Here is an 805-nt window from a genome sequence, read left to right as displayed (position 1 = left end):
GAGTAATCCAGGCCGCCCAATAATAATCATCGGTAGATGCGACACGCTTCCACTTTTAAAAAAAGCCAAGCCATATGACAAAAATCTACACAATTCAGAAAGTTTCAAACTCTTAAAGCAATACCGACTTTTTGCAATCAAACCGCACCTCCTTACTTTATTTTCGATGGCTTGCTTGTATTTCAGAATGTTTAAAACTTTTTACCCTCTATATGGCTTAGTTCGGAGAGCTCATCGACATGCAGTTGAATCAGTTTGCTGCTCACCTCACCCAGAGCAACGAGGTGATAGATAAGTTATTGGCCGCAGATTAAGATCTACGATATCATTTGCTGGCAGTGCCTGCTTATGCCTTCGCAATTAGGAGTGCACTACTCGACTTCCCATCATAAGCAAACAGACTAACTCACGAACAATATATCTGGACTAGGAGACTGTTCAATTTCGTGCCTAATCCAGAATATAAAGCCCTCAAAAATAACGACTCCAACCGTTAAGCTAGTTCAAGTAACACATGGTTGCCTCAAGCTCAATCAGCGAGCTGTCTATCAATGCTTTCTCATCTGCAGTCAAATTACGCTTCGCATCAAGAGCAACTCCATTTATTTCTTCTATAAAGGAAATTATCGGAAATACAGCTTCTTTCCATTTATCAGATTCTACTACCGCCCTAACACCTTCAATTCCTTGAATAAGACGGTTTAAGTTGAGCGCGCCGTTACGATAGTCGCCTATAAGACGATGCAGCATAGACACTTGGCGATCAATAAACTCGTTCATCATTAGATCCTTATTTAGGAATAAC

1 protein-coding gene is annotated in these 805 nt (G+C 40.6%); it reads right to left on the bottom strand.

Annotated features, from left to right (window positions below):
* Positions 1-498: 498 nt before the first annotated feature.
* Positions 499-805: hypothetical protein (locus tag ALO43_RS16795; protein ID WP_235812542.1), on the bottom strand; the 307-nt coding region annotated here is incomplete at its 5' end.

The sequence above is a fragment of the Pseudomonas tremae genome (assembly GCF_001401155.1).
GTDB lineage: Bacteria > Pseudomonadota > Gammaproteobacteria > Pseudomonadales > Pseudomonadaceae > Aquipseudomonas > Aquipseudomonas tremae.
Note: the sequence above shows the minus strand (reverse complement) of the source record. Positions and strands in the feature narration are given on the sequence as shown.